Raw genomic sequence first — 19,413 nt, 5'->3', positions numbered from 1 at the left:
AGTAGTAGTCCCATCAAAACCGACAGTGGTCAAGGTCCCAGCTAAAGATGAGGTTGAATACCTTAAAGAAGGCGATGATGTTGTTAAGAAGACTACAAGCTACGAAGTCAATGCAAGTACCGGTGCCCTTACTCCAACAGTAAGGAAAGACATTGCCAGTCCAAATGGCGTTAAATCCAAAGTCGTAACCAAAATAATTCCTGTAACAACACGGTATGAAGCAGATAAAACCAAAGATGTAGGAACTAATACGGTTACTAATAATGGATCTGAAGGTAAGATAGTAACAACAACATCAACACTTGTTAATGAAACTAACGGTACAGTAACGGATGGAACACCGGTCGTTAGTAGAACAGAAATGGTACCAAAAGTCGTTAAAGTTGGTGCCAAGGACAAAGTAGTAGAAACCCCGATTGAACCAGAAGTTGAGTATGTTAAAGATGTTGAAAAAGACTTCGGTACACCAGCTCAGCGTACTGAGGGTGAAAGAGGTAAAACAGTTACTACAACCACTTACGATGTAGATCCAAACGACGGTCATATCACAGAACACGTTGGTAATCCAGTCGTCACCCCAGCAGGCAAGACAATCGTTAAAGTTGGTGCGAAAACTAAGGTTGAACAATCTAAAGATTCTGAAGGTCTCGATGTAATTGATACCACTACCTATGAAGTTGATCCAAAAACAGGTAAGGTAACTCCAACAACTGTTCGAACTTATGGGAAAACGAAAGAACCAACAGTTGAGAAGAGAGTAGTACCATCACCTGTTGTCTATGAAAAAGATGATACAAAAGAAAAAGGTACAGCCCCAACTACTGTTAAAGGTGAAGATGGTGAAGACACTATCACAACAACTTACACTGTGGATCCTAATACTGGAAAGATTACAGCAAGTGAAGGTCAACCAGTTCGTACGAAAGAACCAACTAATACTATTGTTAAAGTTGCAGCGAAGGATAAAGTAGAAACAACAGCAATCCCATTACCTAAGAAATATGTGAAAGATGATACACGCGACAAAGATCAACCGAATGTGGAAGAAGCAGGACAAGCAGGTTCAAGCACTACCACCACAACATATAGTGTTGATTCTACTACAGGTGCTATTACAGAAAGAGTAGGAGAACCAGTAGTAGTAAATCCAACAGAAACAATTGTCAAAGTTGCAGCGAAGGACAAAGTAGTAGAAACCCCGATTGAACCAGAAGTGGAATACGTTAAAGATGTTGAAAAAGACTTCGGTACACCAGTTCAGCGTACTGAGGGTGAAAAAGGTAAAACAGTTACTACAACCACTTACGATGTAGATCCAAAGGACGGTCATATCACAGAACACGTTGGTAATCCAGTCGTCACCCCAGCAGGCAAGACAATCGTTAAAGTTGGTGCGAAAACTAAGGTTGAACAATCTAAAGATTCTGAAGGTCGCGATGTGATTGATACCACTACCTATGAAGTTGATCCAAAAACAGGTAAGGTAACTCCAACAACTGTTCGAACTTATGGGAAAACGAAAGAACCAAAAGTAGAGTTAGAACAAAATCCTAAGACAGGTGATGTTACAGTGACACCGAAGAAACCAGATGGCTCAACATACCCACCAGGAACTAAGGTAGAAATCCCAGGTAAAGGTGACAAGTCAATCACAGTCACAATCGGTGAAGACGGTAAAGGTAAAGTACCAAATAGTGAATTACCAGAAGGTAAAGTTCCAGGTACAGGTAAGATTACTGAACCAGGTAAACCAGCTGTGGAAGTTCCAGTAGAAAATCCACCTAAGGTAACAATTTTTGAAAATGGTGTATTGCCGGCTTCAATTGAATTGCCAGAGCTAATGATTGAGGTTCGCTGGATTGATGAAGATGGAAATGTATTGAAACAATCTGTTAAGACAGGTAATGAAAAGGATGCTGAACATAGATCAATTCCAGGATATGAATTTGTACGAACTGTGATAGCTGAAAATGAACCAGTAATGACCCACATTTTCAGAAAAGTAAGTTCAAACACAAATACAATTCCAGTAACACCTGATACTAATGTAAATTCTGATCACGATACACCTGAGCTAACAACTCCAACTCCAGTTGTGCCAGTAATGCCTGATGCTAATGGAAATTCTGGTCAAGATACAGCTGCACCAACAACTCCAGTTCCAGATGCAGTTGCTCCGAATGCAGATCAGGTAGATACTAAGACTACTAATGATAATGGAGCTAAATCAAATGATTCTCAAAATGTATTACCAAATACAGGAACTGAATCAAATGCGACTCTTGCATCTCTAGGACTTCTTGGTATGCTAGGCGGTCTCGGACTTGCTCTTGGAAAGAAAAAAGAAGACTAAAATAAACATTTAGTCAAATATGAACGGATCATTGTTAAGTGGACAATGAATGCAAAAGATTGAAAAACAGCCTTGTTCCTCGTTTCAAGAGGTGCAAGGCTGTTCTTGTATTCTCGGAAAAGTAGATAGTATTCGTAATAAGATATAGTGGATTGAAATAAAATGTACGCAAATCGATTGATCAATTTCTAAAAATGAATTAGGAGTCGTGTTGGACTATTCCAACTTCAATCCGCTATACTTATTTGAAATCAAAGTCCCCTATTTGGTGATAGCCTATTCAAGAAATATCGTTGTATAAGGATATACTTTGAAATGATAGACATAGTGAATCAATGATTGGATTTTTAATTAATACTATCATCTATTTGTTTCTAAGACGTAAGTTTATGAATTTGATTTAAAATAATATAAATTTATATTCATGATAGTTATTTGAAGAATATCTTAAAATTAAGGGTCGGATATCTATTGTTATGTATATTTATTTTTAATTATTATAAATAACTTGATTGTGCTTTCTTGAAACTTACTGAAAATTCGTGAAATTAGGCATATTTACACTATTTTGTTTGATTGAATATGTTAAAAGTGTTATAATCTAGCTGTAATAGCTGTAATAGCTGTAATAGCTGTAATAGCTGTAATAGCTGTAATAGCTGTAATAGCTGTAATAGCTGTAATAGCTGTAATAGCTGTGATAGCTGTGATGTTAAATATCCATCATAGTAGTTTTTATTGTTTTATTCCCAGTGGGAATATTGCTTTTAAATTTGATTTTGTATTTTAACATCAGGAGGGACAATGGAAAATAAATCAAATTCACTCAATAGAATAAAGCGTCATCAACGTGAAAAGGTGTTGCGCTTTTCTATTCGTAAATATAGTTTCGGTGCCGCTTCAGTTGCTGTTGCAGCACTGATGTTTTTAGGTGCGCGCGTTGTTAGCGCAGATACCGTAAGCGGAAGCAATTCACAATCTACGGCGGGTGTAGTACAACCTAACGATAAGGGTGACTCGCCTGTGGGTATTAAGGAACCTACTGAAAATAAATCAGAAGTAGTCAATAGTTCTTTAGAAAATAAAGAAACTGCACTTGTTGAAAATAGTAGTAATACGGTTGATAAAAGTCAGTTAAGAACAGTAGTTGAAGAATTAAATTCTCTTCTTTCAACTAAATTAAATCTTGACGACTCAGTGCTTTCTTCTGTAAAAGAAAGAGTTCAGAGAGCTCAGGCATTACTAGATAAAGTTGATGCAGTTCAAAAAGATATTAATGAACTAAAAGAACTTTTGTCTACTGATTTAGCTACTTTATCTAATGCGGTAAAAGAATCAAGTGAGGTTCGAGAAAGTAATACTGGAACTGAGGCTGAAAAACCAGCGAGCCAACCTTCTTCTGAAGTAAGAGCAAGCGAAGAGGGTCAAACTGTTTCAGCTAAAAAAGATGCTTTGAAAGTATCTGTTGATCAATTGAAGGCAGCAATTTCAGAAGTTCCTGAACATGATACTACGAAAGAAGTTCTTAAAAAAGCCAATGAAGTCATGGTATTAGCTCAAGGCGTTCTTCAGAATACTACAGTATCTCTAACCGATGTTGAACAAATGAACAAACTTGTGAAGAGAATGTTTATTTCTGTTAAAAATGCTACAACACGTTTGAGTTCAGGTTCTCATGACCCTCGTAATGGTCAAAGAATGGCTCGAGGTACACAGTTTAGAGCTTATACAGCAATTAGCTCTTCTGGGGCATTGGAGAACGTTAGATACTTTGCATCGGTCGATAAAAATACTAACGGTGGACAAAACACAAGGAATGGTGATCCTGAATTTACAGAGGATAAGACTGTAATTAAATCAAAATATGAGCAAGACAGTTCAGGTAAATGGATGGTCTATGATGTATACTTCAATAATAATGGAAGACGTATGATAGACAAATCTTATGGTCAACATTATTATTTTCAACCACCCTTTAATATTATGGATGGTTCTACAGTACAAAATGTAACAATCACTCGTTATCGAAATGTTAGTGGTAGAAGGCTTTCTGATGGAGGCAGCGGTTTTGAAAAGGTTGGAGATACAGTTACAATTTCAAATCCATGGGATCAGAAAGATCACCTCTTTAGTAATGATGGAAGATCTCTGTATGATCCGCGATCAGGAGTAACTCGTGCTAATCAAAAAGGAGAAGTGTTTAAAAATAATGCAAACGATCCTTATTTAGATGCGATTGTTAAAAAAACGGATGGAAATTATACTGGTAGAGTTAGCTATACTCTTGGAATGGAAGTAGGTTATGTAAATGCAGATTATGCGGTACATATGACTGCTAGAGTAAAACTAAGAGGGAATGTGACAGAAAAAGAAGCTGCTAATGGTAATGTGTATGCAGCCTCTGTAACGAGTGGACCAACTACTAACCAATCATATATTGTAGGTGCACGTGGAACCAGATTGGTTAGTAAGCCAGCAACTCCAACAATTACGACAGAAACAAGATACAATGGAACCCTAGTATCGACTGACCGTAGAATCTCAGGTACAGGTATAGCTGGAGCAAAGGTTACAGTAACATTGCAAGATGGTAAAACTGGTACAACAACAGTTGATAATAATGGAAGATGGACTTACAACCTAAAAGATAATGAAACATTAACTCAAAATACGAAGCAAGATGCCTCTATAAAAGCCTCTAAAGCCATCTCTGTTACGCAAACTAAAGACGGATTAGAATCAGATGCTGCAACAGTGAATGTCCAATTAGCTAAAGCCATCTCTATTGATACTCCAGTTCAAGCAGGACGTGAACTGGCTGTTAAAGTAGCTCATGATACTGGTCGATTCTATCTTCAAGTTTTAAATGGAAATAAAACGGTTTATGAGTATGCTGTTAAACAGCAAAACGGAAACTGGGTTCTAGAAAAGGGTTCGGATACTACTGATCTAACAGTATCTAACGGAGGTAATGTTTCTGAGAAGAAAATTACTCTTCGTATTAAGGATTCACACAAAAAGACTAATTTCCCATTCAAGATTACTGGAGATAATGTGGTAAAAGTCCGTGCTCACTATGTGAATGGGGATAATAATCCAGCAGATCCAACTAATGATGGAGGATGGGTTGTCGCAGCGAAAGCAACGAATACAAATCCAACAATTACAATCAACAATCCACGTGCCACTTATGTTGCAGATGGAACTTTAACAAAAGACAAGCTAAAGACACTTGTAACAGTAACAGATCCTGAAGATGATGCAGATAAGACTGTAGGATCTAGAGCAAAGGACAACTTGGATGTAACAGCTACTAAAAACGGTAAAAATGTTGATTTAACACAACCTCTTAAACAAGGTACCTATAATCTTACCTATAGAACAACAGATGCTGCGGGAGCATCAGTAACAGCGAACCACACAATTAAGGTAGGCTATACGGCTCAAGCGAAACAAACTATCAATTTGGTACAAGGTGAAACTGTATCAGATGAGCTTAAACGTAGTTTGGTTCAATTACGTGATGGAAATGATGTGATTGATGTTCCGAGAGATGCTAGAGTTGAAGTTGCTGTAGATACAAGTTCTAAAACAAATCAAAATAAGCAAGCTCAAGCGACAGTTGTACTCGCAGACGGAACAAGATTGGCTCCAGTGACTTTGAGTTACCGCGTATTGCCGACCTTCCCGATTGCTCGTACGGTTTATGATTTTAAAAACGTAAGTCGTTCTGATGATGAATCAAAATATTACCTCAATACAGGTATTCCAGGGGGAATGAAATGGTTTGCTAAGCGAGGTAATGAAGCAGAGATAGATGCTTCAGGTTTGAGAGATAAGATTAACGCAGACCCAGTAGGGGAAACAACTTACAAGTTTGGTGGTAAATATAACTACGGTAGATTTACTGACAGCCCACAACCAGCTGATAAATTGGAGCATGCGGCTACATTTACTCATAAGGTGTTTGATATTAAACCGAATGATACAAAAGTCACTGTAGCTCAAGGAGCAACGCTATCAGAAGCACAAGCTAGTGCAGCCGTTGCTAAAGTAAATGGTTCTCCTGACCTGCCTGCTGGAACAACTTATGAATGGGTTGATGCACATGGAAATAAGATTACTCCGACAGCAAGTACAGCTGGTGTTCAAACATTTAAGGTGAAGGTAACTCTGCCTCCAGCGCAAAGTGGCAATGATGCACCAGAAGCAACTAAGAGACAACCGTCTAAAATTATTGATGTTCCTGTTAATGTTGCCCCGTCTGCACCGACGATTACTACAGAAACAAGATACAATGGAACCCTAGTATCGACTGACCGTAGAATTTCAGGTACAGGTATAGCTGGAGCAAAGGTTACAGTAACATTGCAAGATGGTAAAACTGGTACAACAACAGTTGATAATAACGGAAGATGGACTTACAACTTAAAAGATAATGAAACATTAACTCAAAATACGAAGCAAGATGCCTCTATAAAAGCTCCAAATGCAATCTCTGTTACGCAAACTAAAGACGGAGTAGAGTCACCAGCTTCTAGAGTCGATGTCCAACTGGCTAAAGCCATCTCTATTGATACTCCAGTTCAAGCAGGACGTGAACTGGCTGTTAAAGTAGCTCACGATACTGGACTATTCTATCTTCAAGTTTTAAATGGAAATCAAACAGTTTATGAGTATGCTGTTAAACAGCAAAATGGAAACTGGGTTCTAGAAAAGGGCTCAGATACTACTGACTTAACAGTATCTAATGGAGATAATGTTTCTGAGAAGAAACTTACTCTTCGTATTAAGGATTCACATAAAAAGACTAATTTCCCATTCAAGATTACTGGAGATAATGTGGTAAGAGTCCGTGCTCACCATGTGAACGGGAAAAATAACCCAGCAGATCCAGCTAATGATGGAGGATGGGTTGTTGCAGCGAAAGCAACGAATACAAATCCGACAATAACAATCAACAATCCACGTGCCACTTATGTTGCAGATGGAACTTTAACTAAAGACAAGCTAAAGACACTTGTAACAGTAACAGATCCTGAAGATGATGCAGATAAGACTGTAGGATTTAGAGCAAAGGACAACTTGGATGTAACAGCTACTAAAGATGGTAAAAATGTTGATTTAGCACAACCTCTCAAACAAGGTACCTATAATCTTACTTATAGAACAACAGATGCAGCAGGGGCAACAGTAACTAAAGAACATACAATTACAGTAAACTACACAGCTGTAGCAAAACCAACCATCAACTTGATACAAGGTGAAACTCTAACAGATGCTGAAAAACGTAGCTTACTACAATTACAAGATGGAACTAGTAAGATAGATGTTCCAAATAATGCTAGAGTAGAGGTTACTTTAGATACAAGCAGTCCATCGGACAATAAAACAGCAAAAGCAACTGTTGTATTTGCAGATAATACAAGAACAACTCCGATTGACATTAACTACAAAGTTTATAAGAATTTCGAGACAGTCACTAAAGTATATGATTTTGCAGGCGTAGGTCGTAATGATAGTCCGGCATCTTATTATCTAAATTCAGGAGGACTTCCAGGAGGAATGAGCTGGGTTGTGAAGAGAGATAATGATGCAGAATTTAAAAATGCTGATGCTGACATGAAGAATATGCTAAATAGTGATGGCGTTGGGACAAAAACGTACTCATTTGGTGCTAAATATCCACGTGGTAGATTTACAGATAACCCAAGTGAAGCAGAAAAACTTTCTTATACACCTTCATTTACACATGAAGTATTTGATGTAGGAGCCAATACAACTCGTGTTATGGTGAAAAGCGGAACAGCTTTGGCAGATTCTCAAGCTAAGGATGCTGTAATGGCTGTTAATGGCTCAGCAGCTTTACCAGAAGGAACAACTTATGAGTGGGTAAACCAAGATGGTACACCACTTGCGAATAAGACAGTGACAGAAAAAGGTGAAGCTACTCGTTATGTAAAAGTAACATTACCGAAAGTATCAGAAACTGGACCGAATGCTAATAAAGTTCAATCATCTAAAATCGTGACAGTTACTATAAACGAAAGCGAAAAGCCAAAAGTATCATTTAATGGTAGCGAATTATCTAAAGATGCTAGCAATGAAAATAGCAAATTTGTTATTTTCCGTGGCGCAACTTTCAATCCAACCTTTACAGTAAGTGATAATTCTGGAAAGGTAACTGAGGTTAAAGCTTCTGGTCTTCCAAGCGGAAGAGAATTTGTTAAAAACACAGATACACCAAACGGAGATGTTCAACTTACAGGGGATCAAATCACAGATACTTCAAATGCTACATTAGGAGATCATATCGGGAAAGTCCTTGTAAAAGACGCATCAGGTAATGAACAAGAGTATCAATTCAAATATACGGTTGTAGATGTAGAAGTGAAAAATACTCCAGAAATCGTGACTTTAGGTACGAAATTGGTTGATACTGCAAATTCACGTAATGGAAAAGATGCTCATGACTATGTAAAAGCAGTAGTGGAATCTAATTCGACAGGAAACGATAAGTATTATCCAACAAATATGTCATTCAAGTGGTCTAAAGATGGTAATTTTATAGAAAATACAACTACATTTGACACATCAGGAATCGTAAAATATAAAGCTGTAGCAGATTTCTACGGTGCAGGTGGAGTATATACTAAAACTGTTGAAGGTATTGGAAATAACATTAAAATCTATGCGCCAGATAAGATTGAACGAGAAGTAACATTCCTTGTTAAACCAAACCCAACAGTTGAGACCAAAGAAGTACCATCTCCAGTCCGTTACGAAGGTGACACAAGTCGTGACAAAGATTCAGATCCAGTTAGAGAAGAAGGAACTCCTGGAGAAGACACGATCACGACAACGTACACAGTGGATCCTAATACAGGAGCGATTACTCCAACAGTAGGTGATCCAGTTCGTACGAAACAACCAACAGACACAGTTATCAAAGTAGGAACAAAACCAAAAGTTGAAACAACTACAGATTCTGAAGGTCGAACTGTCACTACTACGACAACGTACAAAGTAGATCCTAAGACAGGAACGGTCACTCCTACAGAGACTAGAACGTATGGCCCAACCAAAGCGCCAACAGTTGAGACCAAAGAAGTACCATCTCCAGTCCGTTACGAAGGTGACACAAGTCGTGACAAAGATTCAGATCCAGTTAGAGAAGAAGGAACTCCTGGAGAAGACACGATCACGACAACGTACACAGTGGATCCTAATACAGGAGCGATTACTCCAACAGTAGGTGATCCAGTTCGTACGAAACAACCAACAGACACAGTTATCAAAGTAGGAACAAAACCAAAAGTTGAAACAACTACAGATCCTGAAGGTCGAACTGTCACTACTACGACAACGTACAAAGTAGATCCTAAGACAGGAACGGTCACTCCTACAGAGACTAGAACGTATGGCCCAACCAAAGCGCCAACAGTTGAATTACCAGAATTCAACGGTGGAGTAAATGGAGAACTTCCAGATCCAGTAGAAATACCAAAAGTTAAGTTAATCATCACTAAATGGATTGATGAACAAGGTAATGAATTGAAGCCAGCAGATGCGAAAGCTCCAGCAGTATTAGGTGAAGCGAATGAAGCATTTGAACATGGTGAAATTGAAGGTTACGTATTTGTAAGAACAGATGTTAATGAAGAAGGTGATGTTGTAACTCATGTCTTCAGAAAAGTTACTCCAACTAAACCAGAAGGTAATGGGGAACAACAAGGTGGAGATAACACACCACAACCAACACCTGAAGTACCAACTGATAACACAGAACGTAAACCTGAAACAGAAAAACCTACTGTGCCAGATACCAAACAGGCTGAACAATCAACTCAAACAGTTGATGCTCAGGTAGCTCCTTCTCAAAATCAAGCAGTATTGCCAAATACTGGTACGAAAGCAGATCGTGCTACAGGTGCATTAGGAGCTCTCTCTCTTCTTGGAGCATTTGGTTTGCTATTTGCTAAAAAGAAGAAAGACGATGAAGAAGAAACACGAAACAATTAAGATGAGTCATTAAATTGAACTGAAAATGGGTTGTGTTAATTCTTAGAGGAAGTAACGGATAGAAAGAAGTTTAAAAGCTACTTTCTATCCGTCTTTCTTTAGAATAAATGTAAACGTTTTAAAAAGATGCGTAAAGGAGAAGGTTTGATATGGTTAAATATAGATTAAAAGATATTTTGAGTGAAATAAACGGAACAAATTGGTATTGGATTTATAGGCTTGAACATGATACTAGGAGGACTGCAGGACGTGTTAATGTGAGATATTACAATGGTGCCTTATTGATAAGATGGGATGAAGAAAGCCTTAGAGTGCGATTTGGAAATAATCCTCCATTAAGTTTTAGTGATAGAATAGTTGTGGATTTCGAAAATGATACGATTATTATCATAGATAGCGGTTGGAAAATTGATTTAGATACAAGATCATAGGATTTATTAGTTAACATTTCCGAGCTGATACACTAAAAGTAAAAGAGAATTTGAAAGGGAGACACTGTAAGTATGAAAAATAATTATAATGATTATTTAAACTTAATGTTTGATAAAGGCATAATTGCAGATTTAAAAGGAAAAAATCAAGAAGAGAATCCTAGTTTGGAAAATGTTGATGAATTAGCTGATTATCTTATAAATTATGTGAGAAGGCATTATACTATCTATGAATACTATGTTTCTCCAAATATCTCCAATTTTTATAGTAAGCATAGAAAGTTTACAAGATTCATTCTTATATGTCTTTCTTTGTTTGATTCTGAAAGTGATATCAATACTCTTTTAAAAAAATATAGATTTAATGAAGATTCGATATGGGAAATCGAACATATTATTCCTCAAAATCCGTACTTTAATAAATTTAATAAAAAAAATTCTAAGTTGAAAAATAGAATCGGTAATCTGACTTTGTTAACAAAAAAACAAATCAAGAGATTAGTAATGGATCATTTGCTAAAAAGAAGGAAAGTGTAACTTGTGAGGAAAAATATTTAAAAATTAATGATGTATTTAAAATAGATAAGGTGCATATTTCAAAAAAAGATATATGTGAAAGAGAGGAGGAAATAAATAAATCTATATATGATATCTTTATAAAAGATAGAGGAAAATTATTGAAAGATAAATTACATGAATTTGTAGATGCCCAAGGATAGAATAGTTGTTAATTGGCATTAAATTGCCTATAGATTTTAATTTTTATTTTTCCCATCTTTTATAAAATCCATATATTCCATACAATTTAGTGAGGTTTTACCTTTGCAGATGGTATAGAGTCAATGAAGATGCTGGGGAAAAAGTCTTGGGAATCAGAAAAACGCATAGTATCAGGTGTGAACCTTGATATTATGCGTTTTATTGTTGGAAGATTTACTTCATTTGTAAGCGTGTCATAACAAGGAATCTATCAGAATTCCCAAACTACCGGTAAATTAGATAAAAATAATTATCTGAGGAAAGGTATTATACTATGATGATTCAACTAAGAGATTTAAGTCAAGTTTACCTTGTTTGTGGCGAGACATATAGGTGGCAGAGAATAGACTACTTAGTCTATTTAGTTAAAAGCTAATTGGAATTAGATCCCTTTTCAGATCAAGTTTTTCTCTTTTGTGGTGGATGTATACGTTTCACCTGACATGATACAGCTACTACTCGATATTTTTGAGAAATGTTCCAGGAACTATAATGAATATGAATTATCTGATATGATAGGTGATTACAGATTTATTTCAAAGATAGAGAGTTGGTTGTATTTTTGGTATATAATATAATAACATTTTGTGTATAATTAAAAATTTTATCCCTATTTTATGTAATAAATCGGTTTTGGATTGCTTAAATATATAAAAAATGGTATAATTGAGCTGTGATAGCTGTGATAGCTGTGATAGCTGTGATAGCTGTGATAGCTGTGATAGCTGTGATAGCTGTGATGTTATTTGCTAATAGCGATCATTATAGTAATTTTTATAGCTTAACTCTTTTTAAGGGGTTGAAGTTATAAAGATTGCTTTTTCTATATTATATTGCCCTTAGGAGGACAAATGGAACACAAATCGAATGCATACAAAGTAAATAGACAACAACGTGAAAAAGTCTTGCGCTTTTCTATTCGTAAATATAGTTTCGGTGCCGCTTCAGTTGCTGTTGCAGCGCTGATGTTTTTGGGTGCGCGCGTTGCTAGTGCGGATAGTGTAGTTGAAAACACTCCAAAATCTACTGCGGGTGTAGTAAGTCCTAAAGATGAGGCCAAGTCGCCTCAAGGTATTGCAGAATCTACTGGAAACAAAGTAGATAAAGTGAATAAATCCTTGGAAAATCAAGCGCCTACAGTTGATAAAACCCAATTAAGAAAAGTAGTTGAAGAATTAAATGCTCTTCTTTCAACTAAATTAAACCTTGCAGACTCAGTAGTATCGCCTGTTAAAGACAGACTTCAAAAAGGGGAAGAAGCCCTAGAAAGTTCTGAGCTAGCTCAAAAAGATATTGATGAACTTGTAGAACTCTTGTCTAAAGATGTGACAGTCGTATCAGCTGCTGCTAAAGAATCAAGTGAGGTTCAAGCAGATAAAACTGAGAATCAGGGTGCCATCGTAGCGAGCGCATCTTCTTCTGAAGTAAGAGCAAGCGAAGAGAACCAAACTGTATCAGATAAAAAAGATTCTTTGAAAGTATCTGTTGATCAATTGCAGGCAGCGGTTCTAGAATTGCCTGAGCATGAGACAAGCAAAGAAGTTCTGGAAAAAGCCAATGAACTATTGGGATTGGCGCAAGGAGTTCTTGAAAACACAACAGTTTCTCTGAACGAAGTTGAACAAATGAATAAACTTGTGAAGAGAATGTTTAACTCTGTTAAAATTGCTACCATGCGTTTGACTTCAGGTTCTCATGATCCACGTAATGGTCAAAGTATGGGACAAGGAACGGGTGTAAGATCTGTACCAATAGATAAAACAACTAGTCGAGGAAAACTAGGTATTGTTGTAGCAAATTCTGGATTTGTTACAGGTTATGCAACACCATCTTCAACAATTCAAATTAAGAAAAATGGCACAACATTGGTAACTTCAACACTTGATGATTCAGGTGCATTCAAGTTAAATGCTCCTGGGATTGAAGTTGGAAACACAGTTACATTGGTAGTGAATGGGAAAACTGTCGATACTGTAGTTGTAAGCAAAGTTGATACGGTGTCCTTCAATGACAATTTGGCCTACGTTTCTCAAGTTGATGGATATACAGCGTCGGAATCTGATGTAGAAATCACAGTGGGAGGACAAAAATATAAGACGAAGTCACAATCTAATGGGTACTTTACTGTTAACGTCGATCCTAAACTGATGGTGAAAGATGCAGTTGTTACAGCTGTAGTTACTAAAAATGGAAAAGAAATCGGTCGTGGGACAAGTAATGTTCGTGAGACTAAAGTCACAGACTTCGGTGTTGGTTGGAATAAAAATCCTATGATTGACTACTCACACCGTGATGTATTCTCACCAGATACCAAGCAGTATGCTTTCGTAAGTAAAGGAACAGCTGATCAAGCTTATGATAACATTCGTGTGTATCGTGAAGAGCGTATCGAAAAAGATGGTAATAGATACTATTACTGGATGCTAGATTCAGGTCCAGCAGCAAATGCTCTTGCGGGTTCTTCTAAGAAAATCTCACTTGCTATACCACGTACGGTTGGAGATCCGTATGACTTTACTTATACAAAATATAAAGATGGGCATCAGACATCTCATAAAGAATATTCTAGTGCTTCAGCATGGGAATATGAGAACTCAGCTTATCGAGCATATGTAAAAGATGGTGTCCGACGTTCGGGGGCATCTTATACAGAAAATGTAGACGGGTGGCTGGACTACATTAACCCATCTAATGGTTGGAGATCGAATATTTACCGTAAAAATAGTGGAGATGGAACAGAGCCTAACGCCGATGCATTTCCACGTGTTATTGATATGTTAGGTGTTTATAAAAATGGTCTTGAATACAACCTTGTTAGAGGTGTTATAGAAGATAAAATGAACGTAGTTGCTGGGCAACGTACGATTATCACTTTTAAAACGAAAGTTTTAGAAGGTGATGAATTGGATCAAAGTATTATGTCGGATTGGGTGAATAAAGATAAAAGTAATCCGATGCTGGCTGATATTAAAAAACGTTTAGCAAATGATCCGTATATTGCCTATGGAGGGTATACAACGACAGGCTACATTCGTTATAGAACGGGTGAAAACGCCATTATCGGTACGTTGCCGTTGAGACCAGAAGAAGCAACTAACTTCAATTTCAAACCAGTATCTAAAGAGCAAACTACAAAAGTGGGAGTTATTCCTCCAGCGATTGATAGCATTAAGAATAAGTCAGAAATGCCAGCTGGAACAACCTATCGTTGGTTTAAAGATCCAGATGTGTCCAAAACTACGGCACCAGGGAAACCAGTTTATGGTAAGGTAGAAGTAGCAATACCACAACGTGGAACATTTATTATTGATGCACCAGTGCATGTTGTAGATGACAAAGCTCAAACACCAGTAGCAACAGCTAAGGATAATGGGGATGTAACTGCAAAACCACAAGATGCAACAAAAGTAGATAAAATCAAAGTAAGCTTTACAGGGGAAGATAACAAGCAAAAAACAGCTGAAGGAACTAAAGGAACAAACGGCAAATGGACTGTGAATAATCCAGATGTTCGAATTGATGCCAATACAGGTGAAATCACAATCCCAGCTAATAAAGTAAAAGATTTAACAGAAGTAACTGCAGTTACGAAGAATGGAAATGGTGCGGATTCAGATCCAGCTAAAGCAACTGCGAAAGATGTTCAAAAACCACAAGCTACTTTAAATGGCATTACGCTAACAGAGACAGCCAATACACCAATCTTTACAGTCTATCGTGGTGCTGAATTTAACCCTGAACTTAAGGTATGGGATAACTCAGGAAAAATCTCAAAAGTAACAGTTGGAAATCTTCCTGGCGGAGTAAGTGCTTCTAACTTTACAGCCCAAACTGGTAAAGATGGAAGTTCAGAAGATAAGAAGTATAAAACTCGTTTATCTTCGGGTAGAGTATTAGATACTCAGACATTAGGAGAACATACTGCTACTCTTCACGTAGAAGGAAGTAGTGCTACTGACAGTCGTGACTTGAAATTCAAGTACCGTGTTGTGGATATTGCAACAAAAAATCTTGAAAATGGTGTTGCGAAAGTACCAGTAGGTTCAACTTTAAATGTACCAAATAGCCGTACAAATGTTGATGCGCATAATTATCTTAAAGTTGTAGATAGCCAAGATCAAAGTGATCGTGGGAATAGCCACTTGCCTCAAGGTATGACTTGGACGTGGAAAGCTGGAGATCAATTAGATCCAGGTACTACATTAGACAATTCAGGGAAATATACTCGAAATGCTACAGCGCAATTCCCAAGTTCTGTAACAGATAACAATAGTACAACTAGAACAACATTTGCACCGACAGAAATCAAGCGTCCAGTAGTTCTTGCGGTAACGCCGACAGCGCCTAGCGTAGTAGCCAATGAAAATGGTAGTGTAACAGTTACCCCACCAACACGTCCTAATGGTACTACACCGCAAGATATTGATACAATCACACTTACTTATACACCAACAGGTAAGACTACACCAGAAACTGTAACGGTTACAAAATCAGGAAATAACTGGACAGTCAATGGTAAGACAACAGATAAAGTGTCAGTAACTCCAGCAGGTGTTGTAACAATTTCTGATCTTGAAGTTGCGGATGGTAAAGAAGTAACTGCAAAAGTTTCTAAGAGAATTGATAATAATATCGTTCTTGAGAGCCCAGTAGCTAAAGTAACATCAAAATCTTCTAAACCAGCTAAACCAGTAGCAGTGGCGAAAGATAATGGTGATGTTACAGGTAAACCACAAGATCCAGCAAAAGCAGATAAGATTACGATTAGCTATACAGGGGAAGATAATACTCCGAAAACAGCTGTAGGAACGAAAGATCCGAAAGGAAAATGGACAGTAAATACTCCAGAAGTACAAATCAATCCAAATACTGGAGAAATCACGATTCCGGAAAATAAAGTAAAAGACGGAACAGAAGTAACAGTAGTTACGAAAAATGGAAATGGTACTGATTCAGATCCAGCAAAAGCAACAGCGAAATTTTCTAAGCCAGCTAAACCAGTAGCAACAGCAAAAGACAATGGTGATGTTACAGGTAAACCACAAAATCCAGCAAAAGCAGATAAGATTACTGTAAGCTATACAGGGGAAGATAATACTCCGAAAACAGCTGTTGGAACTAAAGGAACAAATGGCAAATGGACTGTGAATAATCCGGAAGTTAGAATTGATTCCAATACAGGGGAAATCACTATTCCAGCAGATAAGGTGAAAGATAACACAGAAGTAACAGTAGTTACTAAAAATGGAAATGGTGCTGATTCAGATCCAGCAAAAGCAACTGCAAAAGATGTTCAAAAACCACAAGCTACTTTAAATGGTGTTCCATTAACAGAAACAGCTAATTCACCAATCTTTACAGTCTATCGTGGCGCTGACTTTAACCCTGAATTGAAGGTATGGGATAACTCAGGTGTGATTTCTAAAGTAGAAGTTAAGGGAGGACTTCCAAAAGGAGTAACCGCTTCTACATTTACATCTCAAACAGGAAAAACTGAAGCAAATCCATATGCAACTCGCTTGTCTTCAGGTACTGTATTGAATACTGAAACTTTAGGAGAACATGAAGCTACTCTACATGTTGAAGGAAGCAGTGCTACTGATAGCCGTGATTTGAAATTCAAGTATCGAGTAGTTGATATTGAGACTAGAAACCTTGAAAATGGTATCGCAAAAGTACCAGTAGCTTCAACGTTGAATGTAGCCAATAGTGGTAAAAATATTGATGCTCATAGATATCTTAAGGTTGTAGATAGTGAAGATAAAGCAGATCGTGGAAACAATTATTTACCAAGTGGTATGACGTGGACATGGAAAGCTGGAGATAAATTAGATTCAGGAACAACACTAGATAACTCAGGGAAATATACTCGAAACGCAACAGCAGTATTCCCGGATACTAGCAAAAATTCTATTACGGATGTAAATAGTACAACTAGAACAACATTTGCACCTGCAGAAATTAAGCGTCAAGTAGTGTTAGCAGTAACGCCAACAGTGCCTAGCGTAGTTGGACATGAGAATGGTAGTGTAACAATTACTCCACCAACACGCCCTAATAGTACTAATCCACAAGATATTGATACTATCACCCTTACTTATGTACCAACAGGTAAGACTACACCAGAAACTGTAACAGTTACAAAATCAGGGAATACTTGGACTGTAAATGGTAAGACAGCTGATAAAGTGTCAGTAACCCCTGCAGGCGTTGTGACAATTTCTGATGCTGAGGTTGCAGATAAAACAGAAATAACTGCAAAAGTTTCTAAGAGAATTGATAATGTAGTTCTTGAGAGTCCAGTAGCTAGAGGAACAGCAAATGGTAGTTTGGGAGCTGAAGTTACTCCACCAGCACCAGTTCTGGAAAAAGAAAAAACTACGCCAGTTACAGTAGTAACACCAAACAAACCAGGTTCAACAATCACCACAGAAACACCAGTCAATGGATTGACAGTAGATGGCGATGGTAACTTAACTGGTACACCAACTGTCACAGATTGGGGACCAAAAGAAGAAGAACGTAAAGTTACGATCCCAGTTAAAGTTAAACATGGTGACGAGGTAGTTCCTGTAAATGTTCCAGTTACTATCCAACGCGATACAGATGGAGACGGTATTCCAGATGTGACCGATCCAGATGATGATAACGATGGTATTCCAGACAAGGATGATGCAAATCCAAAAGTAGCAGATGGATTAACAGGAGACACAACAGGAAAAACTGTAAAAGAAAAAACACCTGTTCCAGCAAATACTAAGGTAGTGACACCAAATAAACCAGGCACAACGATTTCAGTAGATGGTCCAGTAAATGGTTTAACAGTGGATAACGGTGGAAATCTAGTAGGAACACCAAGCGTCACAGATTGGGGACCAAAAGAAGAAGAACGTATAGTAGAGATTCCAGTTAAACTGAAACGTGGAACAGAAGAGACTGTTGTAAAAGTACCTGTAAATATCGAAAGAGATACAGATGGAGATGGAATCCCAGATAAAGTAGATCCAGATGATGATAACGATGGAATTCCAGATACAGAAGATGCAACTCCAAAAGTAGCAGATGGATTAACAGGAGACACAACAGGAAAAACTGTAAAAGAAAAAACACCTGTTCCAGCAAATACTAAGGTAGTGACACCAAATAAACCAGGCACAACGATTACAGTAGATAGTCCAGTAAATGGTTTAACGGTGGATAACGGTGGAAACTTGACAGGTACACCAACTGTCACAGATTGGGGACCAAAAGAAGAAGAACGCACAGTAGAGATTCCAGTTAAACTGAAACGTGGAACAGAAGAGACTGTTGTAAAAATCCCTGTAACTATCCAACGCGATACAGATGGCGATGGCATTCCAGATAAAGTAGACACAGATGATGACAACGATGGAATTCCAGACAAGGATGAAGAGAAAAACGGAACAGATCCTAAGACACCAACAACTCAAACTCCTACAATCGATATCACTCGTAAACCAAATGGAGATGCAGTAGTAACGCCTAAGAAACCAGATGGATCAACATACCCACCAGGAACTAAGGTAGAAATTCCAGGTGAAGATGGAACACCAATCACAGTCACAATCGGTGACAATGGTTCAGGAGAAGTACCAAATGATAAGCTTCCGAAAGGAGACTTGTCAGGAAAAGGAACAGTAACAGAACCTAACAAGAACCCATCGAAACCAGTAGAAGTAACAACACCAGCACGTAAGACACCAACAGTGGAATTGGAACAAGATCCAGATACAGGTGAAGTTACAGTAACACCGAAGAAACCAGATGGAACAACATATCCACCAGGAACTAAGGTAGAGATTCCAGGTAAAGATGGTAATCCAATCA

Annotated in this window: 5 protein-coding genes; all 5 read left to right on the top strand. The window is 37.7% G+C overall.

Features of this window, described 5'->3' with window-relative positions; translation table 11 throughout:
• The coding region (locus QM424_RS09665) for a G5 domain-containing protein (RefSeq protein ID WP_414394516.1) at nucleotides 1-2,353 on the top strand (2,353 nt) is incomplete at its 5' end.
• 804 nt (nucleotides 2,354-3,157) lie between these two features.
• Entirely contained in the window at nucleotides 3,158-10,375 is a 7,218-nt protein-coding gene (locus QM424_RS09660) for a YSIRK-type signal peptide-containing protein (RefSeq protein ID WP_414394513.1), read from the top strand.
• Nucleotides 10,376-10,524: 149 nt separating this feature from the next.
• Nucleotides 10,525-10,806, top strand: a complete 282-nt coding sequence (locus tag QM424_RS09655; RefSeq protein ID WP_285300598.1) for a hypothetical protein — start codon at nucleotides 10,525-10,527, stop codon at nucleotides 10,804-10,806.
• 72 nt (nucleotides 10,807-10,878) lie between these two features.
• A complete protein-coding gene (locus QM424_RS09650; protein ID WP_414394510.1) occupies nucleotides 10,879-11,343 on the top strand; it encodes a GmrSD restriction endonuclease domain-containing protein in 465 nt (154 codons plus the stop codon).
• Between the two features lie 1,073 nt (nucleotides 11,344-12,416).
• Nucleotides 12,417-19,413: sialoglycan-binding domain-containing protein (locus QM424_RS09645; protein ID WP_414394507.1), on the top strand; the 6,997-nt coding region annotated here is incomplete at its 3' end.

Source organism: Streptococcus mitis, assembly GCF_047464945.1.
GTDB lineage: Bacteria > Bacillota > Bacilli > Lactobacillales > Streptococcaceae > Streptococcus > Streptococcus mitis_EA.
The sequence above is the reverse complement of the archived record's forward strand: the minus strand, read 5'-3'. Positions and strand labels throughout refer to the sequence as shown.